This is a genomic window from Cylindrospermum sp. FACHB-282, from assembly GCF_014697195.1.
Taxonomy (GTDB): Bacteria; Cyanobacteriota; Cyanobacteriia; order Cyanobacteriales; family Nostocaceae; genus Cylindrospermum.
On the sequence record NZ_JACJRJ010000026.1, the window covers coordinates 32,250 to 55,672 of the forward strand.

Below are 23,423 nucleotides of genomic sequence, written 5' to 3' on the forward strand. Positions count from 1 at the left end.
GGTGATTCTTTTGAGTAAAGTAACAAAAATTTAGTTGACTGACTCAAACTGTCAGGCTGGGTTTTATACTGATTCAGCTATCTAGCTTGAGGGTTCCAGCATCTCTGGAACTTCTCGGCGTTCAGCTAATTGAATTACAATTAAAAGCTTCATGAATCTCGCCGCAATTTTCAAAGACTCTAATTACAAACTATCTCAATTCACACCCCAAGAAATTGACACTTTGGAGAAATCCATTTTGATCAAGCAAACTAAAAGTGGGGATGTAGCTTATATTCAATGCTTGGTACGTGGTAAAGAAATTAAATTAACTCCTGAAGAAGCAGTACGACAGCTTTATTTGCAAGTTTTAACTCAGCGCTATGATTACCCAATAAGCCGCATTACAGTTGAGTACGTTGTCACCTTTGGACGGGAAAAGAAAAAAGCTGATATTGCTATTTTTGACAAAGATAGACCGAATGTTCCCTACATTATTGTCGAACTGAAAAAGCCCAAGTTAAAAGATGGGAAAGACCAACTACGCTCTTATTGTAACGCCACAGGCTCACCGATTGGCGTTTGGACAAATGGTGACGCAATTTCTTACTATCAGCGCAAAGACCCTAACTATTTTGAAGATATTACAGATATTCCTAATGTTAGCCAAACTTTAGCGGATATTCTCAATGAAAGGTTCACATTAGAAGATTTAATTAAAAAAGATAAACTCGTCAATGAGAAAAAATCGCTAAAGTCCTTAATTGAAGAAATGGAAGATGAGGTTTTAGCGAATGCAGGAGTTGATGTTTTTGAGGAATTATTCAAACTCATTTTTACCAAGTTGTATGATGAATGGCTTTCTGGACAAGGAAAGAATCGTCAAACTCGGTTATTAGAGTTTAGAAATACAGGACAAACGGAAATTGCATTAAAAAATAAGATTCAAGATTTATTTGATAAGGCCAAGAAACATTGGGAAGGCGTTTTTAGTGAAGATAGCAAAATTGCTTTAACTCCTTCTCATCTGTCGGTGTGTGTTTCTTCTTTAGAGAATGTCAAGCTGTTTAACTCAAATCTGGATGTGGTAGATGAAGCATTCGAGTATTTGATTAATCAAAGCAGCAAGGGAGAAAAAGGACAATATTTTACGCCTCGATATGTAATTGATATGTGTGTCAAAATGCTTCATCCTCAAGAGGATGAGTATATGATTGATACAGCGGCGGGTTCCTCTGGGTTTCCAGTACATACAATTTTTCATGTTTGGAAACAAATTATTGAGGATGAAGGAATCACTATCAGCAATTTATTTTCTTTAGAAGAAAAGCCTTATCGCTGTGAAAAATATGTGCAGGAAAAGGTGTTCGCTATTGATTTTGATGAAAAGGCGGTAAGGGTAGCTAGAACACTAAATTTAATTGCAGGGGATGGACAAACTAATGTGTTACACCTGAACACTTTAGATTTTGAAAAGTGGGATGAGGTAGCACGAGATGAAGATTGGCAGAATATTTATTTTGAGGGACTGAAACGATTAAAGAAACTCCGCCGCAATAAAGACAGTTACAAAGAGTTTCAGTTTGATCTGTTGATGGCTAACCCACCATTTGCTGGAGATATTAAGGAATCACAGATTATTAGTAAATATGATTTAGCAAAAAAGCCTAATGGTAATTGGCAATCAAAGGTGGGGCGAGATATATTATTTATTGAGCGCAATCTAGATTTTTTGAAGCCTGGAGGTAGAATGGCAATTGTTTTACCTCAAGGAAGGTTTAATAATTCATCAGATAAAGATATTCGCGATTATATAGCAGAAAGATGCCGAATTTTGGCGGTTGTGGGGTTACATGGAAATACTTTTAAACCCCATACAGGAACTAAAACTTCAGTTTTGTTTGTGCAGAAGTGGAATGATGACCCGAAAGCGGGGACGTTGTGTCCACGGGTGAAAGATTACAACATCTTTTTTGCGACAATGCGGAAGTCGGGAAAGGATAACTCTGGTGAGAAAATTTGCCGCAGGGTATTACTAAGTTCTGAGGAGGGGTTATCAGAACAGGAGAAAGACAAAGCATTTTTACAAGATAATCATGGTCATTTGGTGGTTGACCATGATTTATTTAACCATGAGGGAGTGACGGAAGATGGTATTGCTGAGGCATTTATTGAGTTTGCGAAAAAGGAGAATTTAAGTTTTTTTAAATCTAGCCCATCTGTTACACCGTTTGATGAATTGAAGTATCAGCGGTTAATGGATGGGCTGGAAGCGGTTGAGGTTAATTTTAGTAAGGTTAGAGAGCAAGATATTCTCAGACTTGAAGCTGAGTTTTATATTGCAAAGACAAGTACTTTTAGCCAATTTAAGCGAGGAGAACAAATCATAGATTGTGTACAATATGGAACTTCTAAAGAGTTAAATGAAGTTCAATCAGGTTATCCCGTACTGAGATTAAATGAGTTTGAAAGCTACTTTATAGGTACACCTGCTAAATATTGTGATTTGATTGATGAGTCTACTTTTATAGATTTAAGACTTATAGCAGGAGATGTCCTTATCTGTCGAACCAATGGAAATCCAAAATTGGTAGGAAAAAGCGCATTAGTATTGGAAAATACTAATTTTGGTTTTGCTTCTTATCTATTTCGTATTCGTCCAAAAAAGTCCTTAATTACTCCAGAAGTTTTAACTGTTTTTCTTAATTCAGAATATGGAAGGAAGGAAATTGAAAAATACTCAATGACAGGTAATCAAACTAATTTTAGTCCGGCCAAATTTAAAGAGATTATAATACCTTGTTTCACTACTTACTTTCAACATAGTATTGATAAATTAGTCCATAATTCATATAAACTTCTTAAATTATCTCAATACAATTATCGGCAAGCTGAAGAATTACTGCTTTCAGAACTTAATTTAAAAGACTGGAAACCTACTGAAGAAAATATTGCTGTTAAAAGTTTTTCATCTTCCTTCCTGGCTTCTGGTCGCTTTGACTCAGATTATTTTTTACCAAAATATGAGCAAGCTGAAGCAGTAATTCAAAACTGTGGTTTTCCTGTCAGCAAATTAGGCTTATTAATAGAACCTATTCAGAATGGATGGGATTTTCGAGAGTTTACAGATGCAGGTACACCTTATATAAGGGTAGGAGATATCAAACTAGGAAAAATTGATATAGAAGGTGCTGCAAAAGTTCCAATTACACAAGCAGATATAGATAAACCTATTGGTTTACAAGTTGGAGATATTCTATTTACCCGAAAAGGTAGTTTTGGTAATTCTGCTGTTGTCACAGAAAAAGAAGTACGCAGTATAATTAGTAGTGAGATTATGCTGTTGCGTCTGAAAGGTAAATCAAAACAAGAAGTTTTACCTGACTACGTTAGTTTATTTCTCAATTAAAAATTTGGTTATTTACAAATAGAACGAAGAGTTCATGGGATGGCATATTACAGCATTGCACAGGCTGATATGGCAGATATTTTTATTCCTATTATTTTGCTACCTGAACAAGAAAGAATTGTTCAAAACGTAAATTCATCCTTTGAACTCAAGTTTAAATCCAAACAAGTTCTAGAAAGTGCTAAAACAGGAGTAGAGAAAGCCATTGAAACCGACGAAGCTACAGCAACAGCTTGGATAAATCAGCAACTGGCAACCTTGGGTATTAATTGCCTGGATGAATAAAATCTAATGAAATGAGGTAAACCCATGACTTCAAAAGAACAATTAATCAGAGAAATCGAGGAAGCACCAGATAATCTAATTGAAGAATTGTTAGATTTTTTATTGTTTGCGAAAGCCAGACGAAATCAACAAAATACTGGTTCAAATTCTGTTATTCAATTAACAGTAGAATCAAGGGAACAGCAACTTCAGCCGAAAAGTAAACCAATTTGGGAAATATTTGCAGATTTTACCAACGAATTGCCAGAAGAGGTGATCACTCAACTACCGACAGATGGCGCGGTACAAATTGATCATTACATCTACGGCAAACCAAAACAAGAATCATGAGAAGGATTTTTGTAGATACATTTTACTGGGCTGCTTTCTTCAATCCCAGAGATGAATGGCATTCAACGGTCAAAAGCTTTAGTAAAAGTCTTGTTTCGGTTCGTCTAGTTACAACAGATGAAGTATTAACAGAGTTTCTCAACTTCTTCTCAGCCTATGATACCAAAATACGGCAAGTGGCTATTCAGAGAGTTCAAGATATCTTGCAAAACGATTATGTTCAGATTGTTCCACAAAGTCATGACACATTTCTAGCTGGTCTTGAACTCTACAAACAACGTGCTGATAAAGAATATAGCCTCACAGATTGCATTTCTATGCAGACTATGAAGCAATTAGGAATTACTGAGGTACTAACCCACGATAAACATTTTACCCAAGAGGGTTTTACTATATTGTTTGGATGAGTCAGGGGATGTTTTAAAAGTCCACAATGTGATGTAGTGACTGTCTTGACAATCAAGACAGTCGCTACAATTTTTTTAACTGAACCTTATTGATTCAGTAATTAATTTCCGGTTTCAGCAAGTGCTTCTAAATGAAAAGCAAGATTATTTAGCGCCATCTGAAGTTCGGAACCGTAAGAAAGACGTCTCCATTTTGGGGATGTGGCGTTGTCTAGGGCAGTTGTATCCAGGTATCGCGCAAAAACTACTAGTTTTTCGGAATCTGTTGCGGCTGTTGCCAAATTTTCTAAAAATTCTTGAGGTGTCATGAGTTTGCTTGCAAAGGCGTAAAAGTCTGAGAACTTCATCGATGCTATGAAGATAACTGTTACACCACAAGAAGTCTGTTCAAAATTGCTATGTCTAGAAGGTGAACTACGCTGCCGTAAGACGGACAGAGCTTCCCAATTCATCGGGAATAGCCTCAAGGACTCCGTAGTTCTATTGGTCTGACATTCCCTCCAAGGGCAGGAGTCTTGGTTCCCAAGACCCAAATCTTTTCCTTGCGACACTTACCTATCAGCTTGGTTTTCGCTTACGGCATTGGTGGTCAAGACATGAATATCTTACCAGAAAACCTGGGGATTCCTCATCCATCTGAATATTTGTTTTTGCTGTGCAAAAAATCAATTCCAGATGCAATCCTTATCCCCCGTGGTCACTGAGCTTGTCGAAGTGCTCACAATCCCCACCTTATGAGTACATTGAAGGTGGGGACTTCCGCGTTCCATTAAACTTTAAAAAACCAGTTTTGCCGATACATCAAGAGGGCAACAGCGAACCATAATAAAACAGTGGCGATCGCAAATAACAGAGTACCATTTAGCGCCCCCGCCCAAGAGATGAAGAAAGTCTGGTCAATCCAATTATAGGTGCTGGGTGCGTTCTCCCCAGTGCCGATAGTAGTTTTGGCTAAAATTTTAATTAGCATCACCGAAGCCACAAAAAGTGCGATCGCATTTAAACCCATTATCTCAAAAGGTTTACTCCAGCGCTTAATCAGTCGCACTTCTATCAGTTCATAACAACCAGCTAGTAACAGCAACGCCCAACCTGATGTAAACACAACGTAGGAACTCGTCCAGATTTTTTTGTTAAACGGGAATATCCATCCCCACCCCCAACCAATCACCAAACAAGCCACACCAACTAACACCAAACCCAAACTTGTGCGTGATTTTACAGGCTGGCTGCGTATCCATTCCCCAGCAAAGTAGCCAGCGAGGACACTTACCACAGCGGGAATAGTGCTGAAAAGCCCCTCTGGATCTCCGAGTAAGTTGAAACCATCGCCTTTATATAGATGTGCCTTGGGTATAATCAAACGGTCAATATAAGCGCCAAAATTCCCCTCCCGCGTCAACACTCCTGCACCATAATCTGGAACTGGCACATACATCATCGTTAACCAATAGCCGAGGAGTAAAACCCCCGCTAGTATCCATTGTCCTTTACGCGGTAGCTGCAAAACTGCCAAAGATGCCAGCAGGTAAGTCAAGCTGATGCGCTGCAATACCCCCATAAAGCGGATATTACTTAAGTCAAAAGTCCCGACACCCTTATTCCAAAAGCCATTTAGCAGCAACCCCAAAGCAAAGAGAATGGCGGCGCGGCGCAAGATGCGGAGGTAAACAGCTTTGGTGGGTTTGTTGGCTGCGGTGTATTTTGACAGGGAGAAAGTCATTGCCACACCGACAATGAAGAGAAAAAAGGGAAACACCAAGTCCGTTGGTGTGCAACCGTTCCACTTAGCATGATCTAAGAGGGGATATATCTCATCTGCGACTCCCGCCATGTTGACGAGAATCATCGCTGCGATGGTAATACCGCGAAAAACATCTAGTGAAGTTAGGCGCATTATGCCGAATGTTGTATTGGAGGATCTAAGAGTACTCCTCCTAATGCACCTAATCAAGCAAAATTTATAGACTGGAATACAAGGTAAAATTTTGTTAAGTTACCACATCAAGGAATCTGGGTAACTGGCGGAAAATAAATTTCTAGAACAACTTATCTAAGTTGAAAAACCCGATTTCTGCCTAATGAATGAATTTGCAATTGGGAATTTTTTAAATTATGCCGATTAAAGTTGGAGATACTGCGCCCGATTTCGCGCTACCTGCACAAAATGGCTCAACCGTGAGTTTAAGAGATTTTCGCGGTAAGCAAGCTGTTGTCCTGTACTTTTATCCTAAAGACGACACGCCAGGATGTACAGCGGAATCATGCGCTTTTCGTGATCAATATGAAGTGTTTAAAGCTGCTGGCGCTGAAGTTATCGGTGTCAGTGGTGACTCTAGCGAATCCCATCAGCGTTTTGCTGCCAAGCATCAGTTGCCATTTACTCTTTTGAGTGACAAAGGCGACCAAGTGCGGAAGCTATACGGTGCAACTACCGCTTTTGGATTTATTCCCGGTCGTGTTACCTACGTGATTGATCAACAGGGAATTGTGCAATATGTGTTTGATTCCATGTTGAATTTTAAAGGTCACGTTGAGGAAACGCTGAAAACTCTGCAACAGCTGAGGGCGAAGTAAGAGGGTTTACAGCAATTTCATTTGAAAGACCAAATTGTAGAGACGTTTCATGAAACGTCTCTACATATCAAGCATTTAATCAGTGTTTATTTAGAGTGGGATTTTTCGGGAATGCCAACATTAGCTTGGGCTGTTTTGCCATTTTTGCCGTTGGTATGACCGTTACTGTTGCGGGGTTGAATTACACCATAACCGCCGTGATTGCGTTCGTAAATTACGTTAATTTCTCCTGTTTCGGAATTGCGGAACATATAAAAGTCATGTCCTACCATTTGCAGTTGTTCTTGGGCTTCTGCAAGGGTCATGGGGGGCATGGAAAAATATTTGGTGCGAACAACTTCGTCTGGTAGTTCTGGGGTGCGATCGCCGATTAAATCTGTAGCTACCGGCTCAGGAACTATTACTTCATTAGTTGGTATAGGTTGAGTTTTTTGGTCTTGACGACGTTCTTTATATTTACGCAGTTGACGGGCAATTTTATCTGCCACTAAGTCAATACTGGCGTATAAGTTCTCGCTGCTTTCCTCCGCCCGGATGACGCTACCATTGGCATAAATAGTTACTTCAGCCGCTTGTTTAGTGCTAATTCGGGGATTGCGAGCTACGCTTAAATGCACATCCACTTGATTTGTGATGTTTTGAAAATGACTAACTGCTTTTTCAATTTTTTGGTGTACATACTCCCGAATCCCATCGGTGATTTCAATATTTTTGCCGTGGATGACAAGCTTCATGTAAACTCTCCCGCTCAATATTTGATGTGAATTTGTGTTGTATGAAAAGAAATTGCGGTAAGGTCTATCACTGCTGCCAACACAAATCGCGAACTTTTTTGGTACATTGCTGGTGTGCCTGCGCTACGCTTGGTGCATCTAGAGTTGTCTCTACCCATAACCTTGATTGATCTCCCAATCTCTGCGCTAGTCTTCAATTGGTTGTCAGGCAATTGAATAACTATCTACAACTCCTGTGTGAGGTAATCTCAGCTACAGCCTTCGTGGCTGCCTTCTAGGTTAAAGCCAAGTTTACACAACTAGGAGCAGTTGCTCTGGAGTCTCCTTGTGGAGGTTTGCTTGCTGCTGATAGACAACACAAGTCTTTGTGGAAGTTTTATCCTGATAGATGCCTTCAACTTCTGAGATGTCATCAGCCAGCGCTTTTGTTCCTATTGTCTTGGCGTGATGCTTATTGCAGAGAATTCCTCCCAACACCATTGAGGTTATATATCCAAACTAGCACTTTGTAATTTCTAAAACAGATTCCCTTGATGTTCCTTTAAGATCCTTTGCAAAGCTTGACATTTATCGAATCTCTCCTGGTAACTTGTAAAATTTTCTCTCTTCAACTTAGTAGATTTTTGCCATGAACGATAGTATCGAAATACACAAATATCGTTGTTTGTTATACAACCAGGAGTTGATGCCGTATCTAGATGCTCATCGTTGGCAGCGATCGCTTCTGGCTGAACGCATCAACAACCCCAGTCTGGATGATGTGTTAATTTTGCTGGAACACCCGCCTGTGTACACTTTGGGGCAGGGAGCAAACCCAGAATTTATCAAATTTGACCAAGATAAAAGTGAATATGAGGTGCATAAAGTTGAACGCGGTGGTGAGGTAACTTACCACTGTCCTGGACAGCTGGTGGGGTATCCAATTTTAAATCTGCAACGTTACCGTCAAGACTTGCATTGGTATTTGCGACAATTGGAAGAAGTATTAATTCGCGTTCTGGCAAAATACGGCTTACAGGGCGATCGCATACCCGCTTTTACTGGTGTTTGGCTAGAAGGGCGCAAGGTTGCTGCTATCGGTATTAAAGTTAGTCGCTGGATTACCATGCACGGCTTTGCCTTAAACGTTTGTCCAGATTTGACAGGCTTTGAGCGGATTGTACCCTGTGGGATTGCTGATAAGTCGGTGGGTAGTTTAGCCGAATGGATTCCTGGTATTTCTTGTCAAGAAGTTCGTTTTGATGTATGTCAGTGTTTTGCTGAGGTTTTTGGTGTGGAATTAGTCGAGTCTCAGCTACCCTGAACTTTGATTAAATTTTAACCGGATCTTATTTAGTTCTTAGAAAAAAACACCTAAGGTTACTTGCAAAATTGTCATAGTTGTTCTTAAATTGTAACCATTTACCAATGATGAACTTATCAAGACGTAAGTTTTTTAAATTAGCTGGAGCAAGTGCTGCTGGTGTCACAATGCTTTCTCCTTTGGAAGCCTTCTATGCAAGAGTGGCTAGCGGTCAAGTTGCGCGAGGAATCGGCTACGGGCCTTTAGAAGCCAAGTTACCTACAAATGCCAATGAACTAGCAGGTTTGATTCTTGGGGGAATTAATTTAAGCACAACTCCTTTGCTGGAACTTCCCCCTGGCTTTAACTACACTGCCATATCCTATACAGGCCAAATGATGGATGATGGTACATTAGTGCCAAGCAATCATGATGGTATGGCTGCTTTTCCTGGCCCTAATAACACGACAGTCTTAGTGCGAAATCATGAACTCAACCCCACTCCTAACGGAGTCATCGCATTTAAGAAATATGACGAGATTGGGGGAGGAACAACCAGCATTGTTGTTGGTGCTAATCGTCGGGTAGAGAAACATTTTGCTTCTTTGGCAGGAACTATTCGTAACTGTGCTGGTGGGCCGACTCCTTGGGGTACTTGGGTAAGTTGTGAAGAGAATTTAACTATTCCTGCTGCCAATAACACAGCTACGAAGAAGCATGGTTATAATTTTGAAGTGCCTGCAACTGCTGACATTCAAGTTGCTGATCCTATTGCTCTGGTAGCAATGGGACGTTTCAACCACGAAGCTGTAGCCGTAGATCCTAATAGTGGTTGGGTTTATCAAACTGAAGACGACGGAAGTAGCTGCTTCTATCGTTTCCGTCCTAATCAGAAAGGTAATCTCCAAAGCGGTGGAGTGCTTGAAGCTTTAGTGATTGAAGGAATGCCCAAAGCTATTACCGCTAAGAATTTCCAACAATTTAAAGGAAAGTCTTTACCTGTTAGCTGGGTAAAAATCGATAATGTTGACCCTGCTACCAATGATGTCAATATTTCTGTACGGAGACAAGGACAAAACAAAGGTGCGGCTATCTTTAGTCGTGGTGAAGGTGCTTGGTATGGCAATGGCTTAGTCTACTTTACCTGTAGCAACGGGGGTGATGTAGGACAAGGGCAAGTATTTGCTTATAACCCCAAAAATGATACTCTCACTTTGGTTGTGGAATCTAGTAATGTTGATGAACTAAATTTCCCTGATAACATTACTGTTGCTCCATTTGGTGATCTTTTCCTCTGCGAAGATGGTAGTGGCACTGAATATGTACAAGGTGTTAATCAAAGAGGTGAAGTATATCGTTTTGCAACAAATGCTATCAATGGCAGTGAATTTGCTGGTGTTTGTTTCTCCCCTGATGGCAAAACAATGTTTGTGAATATCCAAGATCCCGGAATTACATTAGCAATTTGGGGGGCTTGGACAAGAAACCGCACCTAAGGTGACTTATTGATAATCTCCGACCTGAACAAGTTTCGCTACGCTTACTTGCTCGGAAAGGTCGGGGATTCAACCGAAGGCTGACCAATTTTGGACGGATTTTTCCCAAGGGTTGAAGTCTAAGCTTTGTCACCAGTTTATTTCCTAATTACCCTAGCTGCTAGCTGCTATAGGAATCCGAATATAGGACTCATATTTGATTTTTGAAATATACGTAGGGTGCGTTAGCCTATGGCATAATACACCCTACATATACTTAGATTTTTTCAAAAATCAAATCGGATTGCTATATAATTTTGAAAACGTACTGAAACTAAAAATTTCTTATTTTAAAACATTTTCAGGAATCAAACCGAATTTCTATATAACTATCCAGTTTAAAAATTACGTCGTATGTATATTTTGGCAAACAAAAATTTAGAAAATTTGGAAAAAATTATGGTAAGGAGTATTGTTAGATTTGGCAGGTCAATGTGGACGGTAAACTTGTTTTTTTTGCCCTGTTCGTTAATTGTTTTATCTCTCCAACAGAGTGCTTTGTCTGAATCTGGTAACTCAATAGCGCTCGCTTCAGAAGACTTCGTTTGTTATATGCAAACCAATGAGGGGCAGATTATAAACCTCTCTAAACTTTGTGGTATTAACAAGATTCAAGTTTTAAAATCAAAATTATCAACAACTGATCAGCAGTTTCTAGAGGATTACAAAAGTTTTTTAAGAAAAAGACAGAGGGGTTTACCATTGATTAACAATGCTCTATCAAAAGCACAACAATCTCCTGAAGATATCGTTCAACATGCTAAGAGAATTTGTTCATCAATCAAAACCGGAACACCAGAAAATTCACAGGAAATTTCGGCAAATATTGACGCGGACATTATAAATACTATGGCTGTCGAGTATTACTGTCCCGAATTAGATGATTAAGTAGCAGGGTAAGCGCAGCTTAAATGCTATTGAGCGATTGATTCCCCTAGCTCGTAGTTGTGGTTTTGACATCCATGTTTCCAGGTGCAAGATTTGAGGAAAGAGATGATATCATGTCCGGCTAATTAGTTATGATTCCTACATCTGTGCAAAAACAGGGTTTCCCTCTTTCCCCCTGCAAGAAAGCGGTCTTAATGATAAGTCTTTAACCGGACACGATATTAATTGATGGTGTGGTTTAAATGCATGAAAATTGCTGTAGTTCAAAATTCTCTAGAGTTGAGACGACTGAGGAAAATGTTTAGGCGATCGCTTTGTGGATTGGTAAGCAGTTCATAAGCTGGGCCTTGTTCAGCTATTACGCCTTTATCTAAAAAAATCACATCTTTGGCTACTTCCCGCGCAAATTGCATTTCATGGGTGACAACTACCATGGTCATTCCCTCCGCTGCTAATTGCTGCATCACTTGCAGAACTTCGCCGACGAGTTCCGGATCTAGGGCGCTGGTGGGTTCGTCAAATAGCATAATTTGGGGGTTCATACATAAGCTACGGGCGATCGCTACTCGTTGCTTTTGTCCCCCAGAAAGTTGTTCGGGATAAGCCCCAGCTTTGTTAGATAACCCAACTTTTTCTAAATATAACGCCCCTAGATGGGCGCTTTCTTTTGGTGTTTTCCCCAAAACTTTGCAGGGGGCCAGTGTCAGATTTTCCAGCACACTGAGATGGGGAAACAAGTTAAATTGCTGAAAAACCATACCAACTTGCGATCGCAGTTGCCGCAGTTGGTTATAGTTGACAGTGGGTCGGGATAGGTTAATACCGTTAACCAGCAAACTGCCGCCATCTATGCTTTCTAAGCGGTTGAAGCAGCGCAACAGAGTACTTTTTCCACAGCCAGAAGAACCGATGACGGCCACAACTTCACCGCGGTTGATTTCGCCGGTGATGCCTTTAAGCACTTTCAGAGAACCAAAGTTTTTTTGGATATTTTCAAAACTAATCATTGGGGTGGGATTGTTCATATGAAGTTAGGTTTAGGGCGTTGGTTGCGTTGGTATTTGGTTGTCGGGTTGAGTTGTTTGTTTCTGGCTGGCTGTAGTGGGAATCCTACTCAGGGTAAAACCCTACGGGTAGCTACTGAACCAGCTTTTCCACCATTTGAGTTTCAGGGTAAAGACGGAGAGTTACAGGGTTTTTCGATAGATTTGATGAATGCTGCTGCAACGGCTGCTGGCTTTAAAGTAGATTTTCAAAGTTTGCCTTTTGATGGCATTATCCCGGCGTTGCAAGCCAAAACCGTAGATGCGGCCATTAGTTCGATCACCATTACCCAAGAACGGGCAAAGACGATTTCTTTTTCCCGCCCTTATTTTAAAGCTGGATTAGCGATCGCTATCGGTGCCGACAATCAAGATATTACTGGTTTTGACAGTCTCAAAAATAAAAAAGTTGCCGTCCAAATTGGCACAACGGGCGCTACAAAAGCCAAAAGTATTCCTGGTGTACAAATTCGCAGTTTTGATTCTGCACCTATAGCCCTGCAAGAATTGCTGAATAATAATGTAGATGCAGTCATTAACGATGCCCCTGTAACTTTATACGCAATTAACACAGGCAATCTCCAGGGAATTAAAGTCGTAGAGCAATTGTTAACAGAGGAGTTTTATGGGATTGCTACTCCTAAAAAATCCCCCTATTTAAGATTAATTAATCAAGGTTTAACAACAGTACTGCAAACTGGCACTTATCAACAGATTTATCAAAAATGGTTTAAATCTAACCCACCAGAATTACCCGAAAAATCAGCAATTGCTAATCAAATCGGTGCTGACACTTCGTCGGCAATATTAACTTCTATAGGCGTAATTTTGCAGTCTGCTCCCACTTTATTAAACGGCGCTTTGGTAACACTGCAATTAACAGTATTTTCTGTATTTGCGGGTTTAATTGGAGGTTCCCTAATTGGTATAGTCCGCCTTTCTCCCATTACTCCTGTGCGGTGGCTGGCTCGGGCTTATGTGGATTTTTTCCGAGGAACGCCATTGCTTGTACAGATTTTTATGATTTATTTTGGTTTACCAGCAATTGCTCAAGAATTAGGTTTTACATTTACCTTTGATCGCCTGGTAGCTGGAGTAATTGCCTTAAGTTTAAATAGCGCTGCCTACATTGCCGAAGTTGTCCGAGCGGGCATTCAATCCATTGAACCAGGACAATCAGAAGCTTCGCAATCCCTCGGTTTAAGTGCTGTAGAAACGATGATTTATGTGATTTTTCCTCAAGCCTTCCGGCGGATGATTCCACCTTTAGGTAATGAGTTTATCAGTTTGTTGAAAGATACTAGTTTAGTGGCGGTTATCGGCTTTGAAGAATTGTTTCGTAAAGGACAATTAATTGTCGCCGAAAATTATCGCTCATTTGAAATTTACGCGGCTGTAGCTGTGGTTTACCTATGCTTAACCCTGCTTTCTTCCCAAGCTTTCAGTCGTTTGGAAGTTTGGATGAATCCTGTTAAGCGTTCTCAAGTGGCATCCCACCGCTAAACCTTGGAGTATAACCAGAATTTTGTGTATAAACTGCTGAAAAAAGGGGATTTAAACCCCGATCATTTATCTGTGTGTTTTTGCTTTCAAAACTTTATTTCGCTGACTTGCTGAATTGCCGATATTCCCAAGGGTCAACAAATTTTCTATCACTCCAAATCCCCAGCTTTTGCTCTTGCGCTTGGGCTTCGGTTTGTTGAACTATGTCTTTACTGGGACACTTGTTTAAATAAGGGCGATAAGCTTTGGCTAATCCTTCCCTTAACAATACTTGCTGGATAAAAGTGCCGTCTTTTAAACGGACTTCAGCCACTTTTCTACCGTAGCGATCGCTATCTGTGATCTTCAAAGTTACGCGATCGCCTCCTTGCTTAACCAGTTGCTGCACCCGTTCTTGGGCTTTCGCACCCCAACTAAATTGATTGCGATCTCTCACCAGTTTACTACTCTTTTCTTTGTTGCTATGGGGGATTTCTGGCGCATCGACACAAGCAAAGCGCACGGTGACATTCTTACCATTAGTGCCTTTGACTACTAAAGTATCACCATCACTCACTCGCTCAACTGTGTCTCCACCAGGGGTAACAAGGCGCTCGCACCCAATTAAACCCAAAAATAGGAAAGTCGCACCCAGCCAAATTAGCGTTTGTCTAGTTAATTTATCCATCCAAATTTACCAAATCACCTTTGAAGGATGATACTAGCAAATTGAACAAGTAATTCTGGTTAACTATAACAGTTGCCATTTGGCTGAAATACGCCGGATAAACCATACCCCCAAACCATTCAGAGAGAAATTGTATTTAACATCTCTACTATTTCAACTCACCGCGCTGCTTTATTACATCTTGGTAATTTTGCTCAAACTGCTGCCTTTGCTGAGGAGTTAAAATTTCTGCTACCCGTTCTCGGTATGTTTGTATCAGTTTTTCCAATTTGGCTTTTTGTTCAGATGTCGGCGGTGTGAGCGTAACTTGAACTGGTTGGCCAGACTCAAATTGTTTTTTTTGCTCCGGTGTCAAATCAGGACGGGGTAAAATTCCCCCAATTTGTGGCATGATTTCCCGTTGAATTTGTTGGATTTTTTCTTTTTGTTCTTGAGTCAGATTTATGTTTGCTAGTTCGGGAAATTCTTGTGGAGGTTTACCAAATGGAGCCCCAGCAGTTATAGGTTTATTTGGTAATGGTTCATTGGGACTTTGGGCATAAGCTATTGTTACCCCCAAGCTAATAATTAAGCTAGCTGTCCCAATCCAAATTGGCAGGAATCGATGTTTGAGTTGCATAATGTCTCCAGCAAATTTCTGTTGTGATGTTCTTATCTTAGAAATTTGCCCTAGCGATCGCCTGGATCAAATATCCTAAATGTCGTTGCAACTAAAGTACTAATTTTATCTAGTACTTTAGTCCTACTCCGTTTTGCAGTTGCGCCTTTGCCTAAAATAAAAAAAATTTCTATAACTTAGATAGGATTGCTTTATCTTTAATTTGAGTTTTTAATGGAGAAAGTAGAAAATATTCTATTTTTCCAAGTTGCCGCTGTGAACTCCCCGATCAAACTCCAACCCCACCCTTTTCGCCTACTACTTTACCTAGAGTGGATTCTCTTGGTAATAGCACTTTTGACAGAGTTTCCGTTGATAAAATTCCCTTATCCACCCTTTTTACAGCCTGTTTCTCCCCAAAATTTACTGCTGTTATTTTTGAGCCTAGCTAGCTTTGGTATTATGGGTTTGCGCTTGCCAGGGCATAACTTATTATTTAAAGCACTTTACATTGGGTTAGGATTTTGCTTAATTTTGTTGGTAAGTGTGGCAGGCGGACGGGGTATGAGGTTTCCACCATCGCTGCTGTTGATTTTAGTTCTGCGCAGTTGCCTAGTGTTTCAATTAACTCAACGCTTGCTGGTGGCAAGTCTGGCGTTTATCTCCTTCGTTTTTACCTCTTTACCACCCTTTGGGCAGATTGACTTTGTCAGACCACCGTTACCAAATCTATCACCACCGGACGCAGACAATCTCAAAAGTATTGTTTGGCAATTAACATTCAATTCCGCATTGCTGTTTGGCTTGGTGTTGGTGTTTGTGTTGTTGTTAGTGAATGCTTTATTGGGAGAACGGCAGAGTCGAGAAAAGTTAGCGATCGCTCATCAGCAACTACGAGAATATTCCCTAAAGATTGAAAACCAAGCAACATTACAAGAACGCAACCGGATTGCGCGGGAAATTCACGATGCCTTGGGACACTCCCTCACAGCTCAAAGTATCCAGCTAGAAAATGCTTTATTATTTCTGTCAACCAATCTTGATGAAACCAGAACCTTCTTACTCGAAGCCAAACAGCTTGGTACTAATGCCTTGCGGGAAGTCCGTCAATCTGTAGCAACCCTGCGTTTTGACCCCCTGCAAGGAAAATCTTTAGCTTCGGCGATCGCTTTATTGTTAACCGATTTTCAGCGCCGGAGTGGCATTATCCCCAAAAGCACCCTCAGCTTACCTCTATCATTATCCCCTGAAGTTAGCACAACAATTTACCGCATTATTCAAGAAGCCCTCACAAATATCTCCAAACATGGCGCGGCAACTCAGGTCAAAATTAACTTACAAGCAACTCTAGAACATCTGTATTTACAAGTAGAAGACAATGGTAAAGGCTTCAATCCCAATCAAAACACTACAGGATTTGGCATTCAGGGAATGCGAGAACGCACCCTAGCCTTGGGAGGTGAATTTAAAATCATTAGTACACTAGGGGCTGGTTGCCAAATCACGGCTATATTTTACTCTAGATGAGATGTATTTATACCTGAAGATACTTGTAGTGAAATTACATTCTTTGCTACCATAAACCTATGACAATAAGTACACAAAAATCTCTGAATAAATCAGTAAAGTCTCCAGAAAAATTAGCAACCCAGGCTATTGAAGCAGAGCGAATGCATGATGTTCAGCTTTTACTGCAAAACTTAGTTAACAATGAAGAAGCTACTGTTAAGCTGATTTTAGACTGCCTCTATGATATTGGCTCAGTCAATCTAATTAACCAAAAGTTTCCTGTGGTGCCTTTAAACCGGATGATGAAATTAATTGCCCAGATGTCTAAACCTATATTTAAAATTGTTGCCTGGTATTGGTTTAAGAACAACTGTCCCCAGTTAATTACTAATTGGTTGCTATCCAAGGTAAGTTTTGAAAATTCACCAATAGATACACCTAGTACAATACCTATTCAAGTTTCCGAAGTTCAAACATATTACCCCTTAGAGGCAGAAACCCTGAGTCGAGAGGTGAAATATTTGCGTCAGCAAGTCAGATTGCTAATTGGAATTTCTATAATCTCGCTCTTGGCTTTAGGTGTAACAGTTACTACCCTAAACCAAAGTTCAGGAGTACCATTACAAAGCAGACAGCAAATTCAATAGCTAAGGCGCTGAGAATTTTCTCTTATTGAAGCTTTAGTGTAAAAAAAACACAATTTATATTGCCAGGACGAACTCTTAAAACTTCTTACCGCTACCACGGCAAAAATTTGATGATTAAAAATCTGGGATAATGATTTTAACGTCTGGGGATTTATTCTAGATATAGAGGCTAGCACTATGATTCGCCTATTATTAGTAGATGATCAAATGATTATTCGCCAGGGATTAAAAAGCTTATTGGGTTCAAAAAGCGACTTGCAGATTGTGGGCGAAGCTGAAAATGGTCAAAGTGCGATCGCCTTTTTAGAAAAAGTTTATGAAACATCTCTACAACCAGATGTAGTTTTAATGGACATCCGTATGCCTGTAATGGATGGTGTAGCCGCAACTGAAGCCATTTGTCAGCGCTTTGCAGCAGTGAAAGTCTTAGTATTAACAACCTTTGATGATGATGAATATGTTTGGCAAGCGATGCGATTTGGTGCCAGGGGCTATTTGTTAAAAGATACATCATTAGAACCATTAGCAAATGCTATCCGTTCAGTTCATCAAGGATATAGTCAGCTAGGGCCAGGATTACTGGAGAAAGCCTTAACTGTGCCCTATTCTCCCACCCCACCGCCACCGCCGGCTTTAGCAGAACTGACACCCAGAGAAAGAGAGGTTTTGCAGTTAATTGCCACAGGTGCTAGTAACCACGAAATAGCTGAGTCCCTTTACATTTCTGAGAGAACTGTAAAAAACCATGTAACCAGTATTCTCAATCGTTTAAATTTGCGCGATCGCACTCAAGCAGCTATTTTTGCTAACTCTTTTTGATCTTTGCTAGTTTACCAAGAACCAATGACTAAGTCTGCAATCACCGTTAACGTCAAATTGTTCGCTGCTTATCAAGAAGCCTATGGAGTTTCTCAACTAATTTGGGAATTTCCTCATGGTACAACTGTGGCAGCAGTATGCGATCGCCTGATTACTGAACACCCAGAACTAGCTCAATGGCGCGACATCACCCGCTTTGGCATTAATTTGATATTTGTCGAACCAGATACCCTCTTAAAAGATGGCGATGAAGTGGTGCTAATTCCACCCGTTAGCGGCGGCTAATTAACCTGGATAGTCTTATATTTGTTTGTGACAATTCATGCTTTGTATTGCGTATATATACTTGACATTCTCATGATAATTCAAAAAACAAACCCGACAAAAATAGTCGGGTATGTTTGACGGGTATTTTTACACGTGCTAGTATCAAACGACAGTTGACGGACATCACAGGGAAAGCAGTTTATGACTCAGGCAACAACCACAGACACCCAAGGAACGACTGCCATTTTGCAAGCTTTGAAGTGTAAAGAATGTGGCACGGAATATGAGCTAAAGGCCAGCCATGTTTGTGAGTTATGCTTTGGGCCGTTAGAAGTCAAATATGACTACAGCGCCTTGCGTCTATCTGTGAGTCGGGAAAAAATTCAAGCCGGGCCAAATTCAATTTGGCGCTACCGTCCCTTTTTGCCCGTCGCCACTGACAACGTGATCGATGTGGGCACAGGGATGACTCCCTTGGTTCGTTCCCAACGTCTTGCCCGCCGCCTGGGTTTAAATAAGCTTTATATTAAAAATGATGCCGTCAATATGCCCACCCTCAGCTTCAAGGATCGAGTGGTGTCTGTCGCCCTCTCCAGAGCCAGAGAGTTGGGTTTCACAACTGTTTCTTGCGCTAGTACCGGTAACTTGGCAAATTCTACAGCTGCGATCGCCGCCCATGCCGGTTTAGATTGCTGTGTGTTCATCCCCGCCGATTTGGAAGCAGGTAAAATCCTGGGTAGCCTCATCTACAGTCCTACTCTCATGGCAGTTAAGGGCAACTACGATCAAGTAAATCGCCTCTGCTCGGAAGTTGCCAATACACACGGCTGGGGTTTTGTCAATATCAATCTGCGTCCCTACTACTCAGAAGGTTCTAAGACACTGGGTTTTGAAGTTGCAGAACAACTGGGTTGGGAGCTACCCGACCATATCGTGGCTCCCCTAGCTTCTGGTTCTCTGTTTACCAAAATTTATAAGGGTTTCCAAGAATTTGTAGAAGTCGGTTTAGTGGCAGCCAAAGATGTTCGCTTCAGTGGTGCGCAAGCTGAAGGCTGTTCCCCCATAGCCCAAGCATACAAGGAAGGGCGCGACTTTATTAAACCAGTGAAACCGAATACAATTGCCAAATCAATTGCGATCGGCAACCCAGCAGACGGTGTTTATGCTATGGAAATAGCCCGGAAGACTAACGGCAATATTGAATCAGTCAATGATGCAGAAATTATTGAAGGTATCAAGCTGCTGGCAGAAACTGAAGGCATCTTTACAGAAACCGCCGGTGGTACAACCGTCGCTGTGCTGAAAAAATTGGTAGAAGCTGGCAAAATTGATCCAGATGAAACTACCGTGGTTTACATCACTGGCAATGGTTTAAAAACCCAAGAAGCCATACAAGACTATGTTGGCGAACCTTTGACAATCGATGCTAAACTCGATAGCTTTGAACGAGCCCTAGAGAGATCCCAAACACTCAACCGCCTAGAATGGCAGCAAGTCCTCGTTTAGTCATTAGCAACTGACAAGTAACAACTCTTCACTAAATAATTAACTATGGCTATAACAGTTTTAGTCCCTACTGCTCTGCAAAAATTTACCAATAACCAAGCTGCCCTAGAATGTAGTGGTGGCAACATCTCTGAACTGTTCGATTCCTTAGAACAAAGTTGTCCAGGAATCAAATCTCGGTTGTGCGATGACACTGGAAAACCACGGCGGTTCTTAAATTTGTATGTCAATAGCGAAGACATCCGCTTTTTGGAAGGAACAGAAACAGTTTTAAAAGATGGTGATGAGGTAAGTATTGTCCCCGCTGTTGCAGGTGGTTGAAATATTTTAAGCCTCAACCCGCCAGTAAAAAAGCTATTGCTGACCCTTCCCTATCTGGCGGGGAAAAAATGACAAACTTCTCACCCTACAGGAGGGAAATTCCAAAATCTCTCATTCAAAATATGCCTGGGGCACGGTACTACAATTTAGGATTGTGGCATCTTCTATAATTGATGAAACCTGCACACCTAAACTTAGGCATGAAACTGTGACAGAAACTGGAAAGTACAAAGATACTGTAAATTTACCCAAGACTAACTTTGATATGCGGGCTAACGCTATCAAGCGGGAACCCGAAATCCAAAAATTCTGGGAAGAAAACAAAATTTACTCTCAACTCTCAGAAAAGAACCCCGGCGAATTATTTATACTGCACGATGGGCCTCCCTACGCCAACGGCTCGTTGCATATTGGTCATGCCTTAAATAAGATTCTCAAAGATATTATTAACCGTTACCAATTACTGAAAGGGCGTAAAGTCCGCTACGTGCCTGGTTGGGATTGTCACGGACTGCCGATTGAGTTGAAAGTTCTGCAAAACATGAAATCGGCAGAACGGCAAAACTTGACACCGTTGCAATTGCGGAAAAAAGCGCAGGAATTTGCCCTTGCTACAGTTAATGATCAGCGCGAAAGCTTTAAGCGCTATGGTGTTTGGGGTGATTGGGATCATCCTTATTTGACGCTACAGCCAGAATACGAGGCGGCCCAAATTGGGGTTTTTGGGCAGATGTTCTTAAAGGGTTACATCTATCGCGGTTTGAAGCCGGTTCACTGGAGTCCTAGTTCTAAAACTGCTTTGGCTGAGGCGGAGTTGGAATATCCTGAAGGTCACGTTTCTCGCAGTATTTATGCTGCTTTTGCGGTTACGGGGGTTTCTGAGGCGTTGAAATCTAGTTTGGCGGCATATCTGCCGGATTTGGGTGTAGCTATCTGGACTACTACTCCTTGGACTATTCCGGGGAATTTGGCTGTGGCTGTGAATGCAGATTTGAGTTATGCGGTGGTGGAGGTTTCGCGCAAAGACGCAAAGGAGCAAAGGGAATACAAGTATCTGATTGTGGCGGCTGATTTGGTGGAGGGTTTATCTGCTAAGTTGGATGTGGAGTTAAGGGTTAAGGAGAGTTTTTCGGGGAGGGATTTGGAAGGTACTACTTATCGTCATCCTCTGTTTGATAGGGTAAGTCCGGTTGTGGTGGGTGGTGATTATATTACGACTGATTCGGGTACGGGGTTGGTGCATACTGCTCCTGGTCATGGTCAAGAAGACTACATTGTGGGACAGCGGTATGGTTTGCCTATCTTGGCGCCGGTTGATGATAATGGCAATTTTACGGCTGAGGCGGGTAAGTTTGCGGGATTAAATGTTTTGGGTGATGGGAATCAGGCGGTGATTGATGCGCTGACTGAGGCGGGTTCTTTGTTGAAGGAGGAAGCTTATCAACACAAGTATCCCTATGATTGGCGGACGAAAAAGCCGACGATTTTCCGGGCGACTGAGCAGTGGTTTGCTTCGGTTGAGGGTTTCCGGGAAGCTGCATTAAATGCGATCGCCTCCGTAACATGGATTCCCCCCCAAGGTGAAAACCGCATTACTCCAATGGTAGCAGAGCGTTCTGATTGGTGCATCTCCCGTCAACGCAGTTGGGGTGTTCCTATTCCGGTGTTTTATGATGAAGCTACCGGGGAAGTCTTGCTAAATGAGGAAACTATCAATTACGTTCAGGCAATTATCGCTGAAAAGGGTTCTGATGCTTGGTGGGAGTTGTCGGTTGAGGAGTTGTTACCAGAACAATACCGCAACGATGGCAAGACTTACCGCAGAGGTACAGATACAATGGATGTCTGGTTTGATTCTGGCTCATCTTGGGCAGCAGTCGCCAAGCAGCGTCCTGAGTTAGGCTATCCTGTGGATATGTACTTGGAAGGTTCCGATCAACATCGCGGTTGGTTTCAGTCGAGTTTGCTGACTAGTGTGGCGGTAAATGGCATTGCACCTTATAAAACTGTGTTAACTCATGGTTTCGTCTTGGATGAAAATGGACGGAAGATGAGTAAATCTGTGGGGAATGTGGTTGATCCTCAGTTGATTCTTCAGGGTGGTAGCAACCAAAAACAACAACCGGCTTATGGTGCAGATGTGCTGCGGTTGTGGGTGTCTTCGGTTGATTATTCCTCTGATGTGCGTTTGGGAAGCAATATCATTAAGCAACTCGCAGATGTGCGGAATAAAATTCGCAATACGGCGCGGTTTTTGTTGGGTAGCTTAGATGATTTTAACCCAGAAACTGATGCAGTACCTTTTGAGGATTTGCCAGAGTTAGATAAGTATATGCTGCACCGCATCCGTGAGGTGTTTAATGAGGTGACGGAAGCTTTTGACAGTTTCCAATTTTTCCGCTTTTTCCAAACTGTGCAGAATTTCTGCGTTGTGGATTTATCTAACTTTTATTTAGATGTGGCGAAGGATAGACTGTATATCAGTTCTACCGATGCTTTCCGTCGTCGCAGTTGTCAAACGGTGTTGCAGATTGCTTTGGAGAATTTAGTCAAGGCGATCGCACCTGTGTTGTGTCATACTGCTGAAGATATCTGGCAATTTATCCCCTATAAAACACCCTATAAATCAGTGTTTGAGGCTGGTTGGGTGCAATTAGAAGATAAATGGGAAAATCCAGAATTAGCGAAATCTTGGGAACAATTGCGGCAACTTCGCACTGAGGTTAATAAGGTGTTAGAGCAAGCTAGGCTAGAAAAATTGATTGGTTCTTCCCTAGAGGCTAAAGCATTGCTATATGTGACTGATGAGCAATTACGCGCTACCGTAAAATCCCTGAATCCAGCCAGCGGTAATGGTATCGATGAACTGCGGTATTTGTTCCTCACCTCTCAGGTGGAAGTGTTGGATAGTCCAGAAGCACTGCAAGGATTGAAATACAGCTTGCAGTCTGATACCTGGGGAATTGGGATAGTGAATGCAGATGGGCAAAAATGCGATCGCTGTTGGAACTATTCTACCCATGTAGGCGAATCAGCGGAACATCCCCTACTATGTGAACGTTGCATTCCCGCCTTAGCTGGCGAATTTTAGCCCGTAGAGCAGGCGTCTCGCCTGCT

Annotated in this window: 24 protein-coding genes; 17 read left to right on the forward strand and 7 right to left on the reverse strand. The window is 41.5% G+C overall.

Features of this window, described 5'->3' with window-relative positions:
• The first annotated feature begins 151 nt into the window (after positions 1-151).
• The 4 genes from H6G32_RS14710 to H6G32_RS14720 are packed head-to-tail and all read left to right on the forward strand — an operon-like array spanning position 152 to position 4,410.
• Positions 152-3,388, forward strand: a complete 3,237-nt coding sequence (locus tag H6G32_RS14710) for an N-6 DNA methylase (RefSeq protein ID WP_242046601.1) — start codon at positions 152-154, stop codon at positions 3,386-3,388.
• 39 nt (positions 3,389-3,427) lie between these two features.
• Positions 3,428-3,673, forward strand: a complete 246-nt coding sequence (locus H6G32_RS26785; protein WP_242046602.1) for a hypothetical protein — start codon at positions 3,428-3,430, stop codon at positions 3,671-3,673.
• A 24-nt stretch (positions 3,674-3,697) separates the two neighbouring features.
• Positions 3,698-4,003, forward strand: a complete 306-nt coding sequence (locus tag H6G32_RS14715) for a hypothetical protein (protein ID WP_190459504.1) — start codon at positions 3,698-3,700, stop codon at positions 4,001-4,003.
• Complete coding sequence (locus tag H6G32_RS14720; RefSeq protein WP_190459505.1) at positions 4,000-4,410, forward strand: type II toxin-antitoxin system VapC family toxin; 411 nt, start codon at positions 4,000-4,002, stop codon at positions 4,408-4,410. Before H6G32_RS14715 ends, H6G32_RS14720 begins: the two co-directional genes overlap by 4 nt.
• 101 nt (positions 4,411-4,511) lie before the next feature.
• On the opposite strand, the gene H6G32_RS27425 is transcribed toward H6G32_RS14720, so the two are convergent.
• Positions 4,512-4,718 carry a hypothetical protein gene (locus tag H6G32_RS27425; RefSeq protein WP_015206797.1) on the reverse strand — a complete coding sequence of 69 codons (207 nt, stop codon included), beginning with the start codon at positions 4,716-4,718 and terminating at the stop codon, positions 4,512-4,514.
• A 207-nt stretch (positions 4,719-4,925) separates the two neighbouring features.
• On the opposite strand from H6G32_RS27425, the gene H6G32_RS14730 reads away from it, so the two are divergent.
• Entirely contained in the window at positions 4,926-5,114 is a 189-nt protein-coding gene (locus tag H6G32_RS14730) for a hypothetical protein (RefSeq protein WP_190459508.1), read from the forward strand.
• A gap of 65 nt (positions 5,115-5,179) precedes the next feature.
• Here the strand turns inward: H6G32_RS14730 and H6G32_RS14735 are convergent, their stop codons facing one another.
• Complete coding sequence (locus H6G32_RS14735; RefSeq protein ID WP_190459511.1) at positions 5,180-6,307, reverse strand: acyltransferase family protein; 1,128 nt, start codon at positions 6,305-6,307, stop codon at positions 5,180-5,182.
• 218 nt (positions 6,308-6,525) lie between these two features.
• On the opposite strand from H6G32_RS14735, the gene H6G32_RS14740 reads away from it, so the two are divergent.
• Positions 6,526-6,987, forward strand: a complete 462-nt coding sequence (locus tag H6G32_RS14740) for a peroxiredoxin (protein WP_190459512.1) — start codon at positions 6,526-6,528, stop codon at positions 6,985-6,987.
• A gap of 86 nt (positions 6,988-7,073) precedes the next feature.
• Here H6G32_RS14740 and hpf read toward each other — a convergent pair whose 3' ends face one another.
• Complete coding sequence (hpf, locus tag H6G32_RS14745; protein WP_190459514.1) at positions 7,074-7,721, reverse strand: ribosome hibernation-promoting factor, HPF/YfiA family; 648 nt, start codon at positions 7,719-7,721, stop codon at positions 7,074-7,076.
• Between the two features lie 291 nt (positions 7,722-8,012).
• The gene (locus tag H6G32_RS14750) at positions 8,013-8,201 is read right to left on the reverse strand and encodes a hypothetical protein (RefSeq protein ID WP_190459517.1); all 189 of its coding nucleotides are present in this window, start codon (positions 8,199-8,201) and stop codon (positions 8,013-8,015) included.
• 148 nt (positions 8,202-8,349) lie between these two features.
• On the opposite strand from H6G32_RS14750, the gene lipB reads away from it, so the two are divergent.
• The 3 genes from lipB to H6G32_RS14765 all read left to right on the forward strand — a co-directional run bounded on the left by lipB (position 8,350) and on the right by H6G32_RS14765 (position 11,426).
• Positions 8,350-9,024, forward strand: coding sequence for a lipoyl(octanoyl) transferase LipB (gene lipB, locus H6G32_RS14755; protein WP_190459519.1), 675 nt, complete (start codon positions 8,350-8,352; stop codon positions 9,022-9,024).
• A gap of 107 nt (positions 9,025-9,131) precedes the next feature.
• A complete protein-coding gene (locus tag H6G32_RS14760) occupies positions 9,132-10,499 on the forward strand; it encodes an alkaline phosphatase PhoX (protein WP_190459583.1) in 1,368 nt (455 codons plus the stop codon).
• A 591-nt stretch (positions 10,500-11,090) separates the two neighbouring features.
• Positions 11,091-11,426, forward strand: a complete 336-nt coding sequence (locus H6G32_RS14765) for a DUF732 domain-containing protein (RefSeq protein WP_190459520.1) — start codon at positions 11,091-11,093, stop codon at positions 11,424-11,426.
• A gap of 263 nt (positions 11,427-11,689) precedes the next feature.
• On the opposite strand, the gene H6G32_RS14770 is transcribed toward H6G32_RS14765, so the two are convergent.
• On the reverse strand, positions 11,690-12,451 hold the full coding sequence (locus tag H6G32_RS14770; RefSeq protein WP_304523803.1) for an amino acid ABC transporter ATP-binding protein: 762 nt from the start codon (positions 12,449-12,451) through the stop codon (positions 11,690-11,692).
• Here H6G32_RS14770 and H6G32_RS14775 point away from each other — a divergent pair, their 5' ends adjacent.
• Complete coding sequence (locus H6G32_RS14775; RefSeq protein WP_190459523.1) at positions 12,452-13,972, forward strand: ABC transporter permease subunit; 1,521 nt, start codon at positions 12,452-12,454, stop codon at positions 13,970-13,972.
• 94 nt (positions 13,973-14,066) lie between these two features.
• On the opposite strand, the gene H6G32_RS14780 is transcribed toward H6G32_RS14775, so the two are convergent.
• Both H6G32_RS14780 and H6G32_RS14785 read right to left on the reverse strand, forming a co-directional pair.
• On the reverse strand, positions 14,067-14,639 hold the full coding sequence (locus H6G32_RS14780) for a thermonuclease family protein (protein ID WP_190459525.1): 573 nt from the start codon (positions 14,637-14,639) through the stop codon (positions 14,067-14,069).
• Between the two features lie 148 nt (positions 14,640-14,787).
• The gene (locus H6G32_RS14785) at positions 14,788-15,258 is read right to left on the reverse strand and encodes a hypothetical protein (RefSeq protein ID WP_190459527.1); all 471 of its coding nucleotides are present in this window, start codon (positions 15,256-15,258) and stop codon (positions 14,788-14,790) included.
• 255 nt (positions 15,259-15,513) lie between these two features.
• Between H6G32_RS14785 and H6G32_RS14790 the strand changes: the two genes are divergently transcribed.
• The 7 genes from H6G32_RS14790 (at position 15,514) to ileS (ending at position 23,397) form a co-directional block, all read left to right on the forward strand.
• On the forward strand, positions 15,514-16,764 hold the full coding sequence (locus tag H6G32_RS14790; protein WP_309232603.1) for a sensor histidine kinase: 1,251 nt from the start codon (positions 15,514-15,516) through the stop codon (positions 16,762-16,764).
• 59 nt (positions 16,765-16,823) lie between these two features.
• The gene (locus tag H6G32_RS14795) at positions 16,824-17,393 is read left to right on the forward strand and encodes a hypothetical protein (RefSeq protein ID WP_190459531.1); all 570 of its coding nucleotides are present in this window, start codon (positions 16,824-16,826) and stop codon (positions 17,391-17,393) included.
• Between the two features lie 177 nt (positions 17,394-17,570).
• Complete coding sequence (locus H6G32_RS14800) at positions 17,571-18,212, forward strand: response regulator transcription factor (RefSeq protein WP_190459533.1); 642 nt, start codon at positions 17,571-17,573, stop codon at positions 18,210-18,212.
• A gap of 24 nt (positions 18,213-18,236) precedes the next feature.
• Positions 18,237-18,497, forward strand: a complete 261-nt coding sequence (locus H6G32_RS14805) for a MoaD/ThiS family protein (RefSeq protein WP_190459535.1) — start codon at positions 18,237-18,239, stop codon at positions 18,495-18,497.
• 183 nt (positions 18,498-18,680) lie between these two features.
• The gene (gene thrC / locus H6G32_RS14810) at positions 18,681-19,985 is read left to right on the forward strand and encodes a threonine synthase (protein ID WP_190459537.1); all 1,305 of its coding nucleotides are present in this window, start codon (positions 18,681-18,683) and stop codon (positions 19,983-19,985) included.
• A gap of 45 nt (positions 19,986-20,030) precedes the next feature.
• On the forward strand, positions 20,031-20,306 hold the full coding sequence (locus H6G32_RS14815; protein WP_190459539.1) for a MoaD/ThiS family protein: 276 nt from the start codon (positions 20,031-20,033) through the stop codon (positions 20,304-20,306).
• A 208-nt stretch (positions 20,307-20,514) separates the two neighbouring features.
• Entirely contained in the window at positions 20,515-23,397 is a 2,883-nt protein-coding gene (ileS, locus tag H6G32_RS14820; protein WP_190459587.1) for an isoleucine--tRNA ligase, read from the forward strand.
• Positions 23,398-23,423 lie beyond the last annotated feature (26 nt).